At 69.1% G+C, this 1,110-nt stretch carries 2 protein-coding genes; both read right to left on the bottom strand.

Features of this window, described 5'->3' with window-relative positions; all coding sequences use genetic code 11:
- On the bottom strand, positions 1-297 hold a 297-nt coding region (locus EB084_26240), incomplete at its 3' end, for an FAD-dependent oxidoreductase (GenBank protein NDD31763.1).
- A 6-nt stretch (positions 298-303) separates the two neighbouring features.
- Positions 304-993, bottom strand: coding sequence for a hypothetical protein (locus EB084_26235; protein NDD31762.1), 690 nt, complete (start codon positions 991-993; stop codon positions 304-306).
- Between the last annotated feature and the right edge of the window lie 117 nt (positions 994-1,110).

Genomic DNA, 1,110 nt, shown 5'->3' with positions numbered 1-1,110 from the left:
GAGGCTGGCACACGTCCCATCGAGGGCAGGGTGCGCACTCTCGAGCTCGGCGAGGCGCCACTCGAGCCCAGCGCCCTCGAGGTCGAGCCCGCGCAGCGCCGGGCTCGCTTTCGCAAACGGGAAGAACGCCGCTCCGAGGTCGTGCACGAATCCAGGCAGCGTGAGCTCTCGAGAACGCACGGCGCCCCCGGGCTCGGTGTTGGCTTCGAGCACCTGCACCGAGAGTCCCGCCCGGGCGAGGTAGGTCGCTGCGACGAGGCCGTTGGGGCCGGAACCGATGACGATCGCATCGAGCATGGTCGTTCAGAACGCTGCGAAGGCGAGGCTGCTGAAGATCGCGAGGAACGCGCCGATGCCGCAACAGCTGCAGAAAAATGGGGTGAAGTACGCGAGGAGAGCCTTGCCGCCACCGCACCGGTGCAGCTCGTCGTAGGCCTCGAGGTGGTTCTTGATACCGAAGACGAGCGCGATGAGCGACCCCACGTAGGGCACGGCGGCGAACGCCATCGCCCCCGCATTGGCGTAGGCGTGTGCGCGCACGGTGTGGGTATAGGAGCGGTCGGGTGGAACGCCGCCGGTGAGCGCGAGGACGAGGTGATGAACGCCCGCGAGCGCCCAGGGCATCGCAAACCCGGTCGCCGCGCCCAAGAGGGTCATCGACAGCCATGAGGCAAGGCCCACCCCCCACATGCCGCCGGCCGCCAACAGGCCGAGGCCGGAGGGCGCGCCGAGCGGTCCGACCACGATCGTGCCGAGAACGGCCATCATCAGCATGTACAGGCCGCCATAGGCGAACCCCACGAGCGCGAGGGTCAACGTGTGAAAGGTGACGGCGCTCATCGCGTCGTCGCTTTGAGCCAGCGCCGCGAAGAACGCACGCCCCTTGAAGGTGGCGGTGACCGTTTTCCACCAGCGCGTCAGGAGGGGGCTGCCGACCGTTTCCCAGGGAATGCTGCTCTCGACCTCGTAGGTCGGCTGCCACCCCGGTGGCATTCCTGGTGGCGGACCCAAGCCCCCCGGTGGACTGAGCGGCGCATGCGGCCACGAGGCTTGCCCAGCGCCTGCTCCCGTGCCGGCGACTGGTGCAAGCGGTTGCGAGGGGCCGGGCGT

The sequence above is a fragment of the Pseudomonadota bacterium genome (assembly GCA_010028905.1).
In the GTDB taxonomy this organism is placed as follows: Bacteria; Vulcanimicrobiota; Xenobia; order RGZZ01; family RGZZ01; genus RGZZ01.
Note: the sequence above shows the minus strand (reverse complement) of the source record. Positions and strands in the feature narration are given on the sequence as shown.

What these genes read in the sequence shown, in the direction of transcription:
- EB084_26235 (NDD31762.1), bottom strand. Translation starts at nt 993, where the DNA reads ATGCCACCGGGGTGGCAGCCGACCTACGAGGTCGAGAGCAGCATTCCC.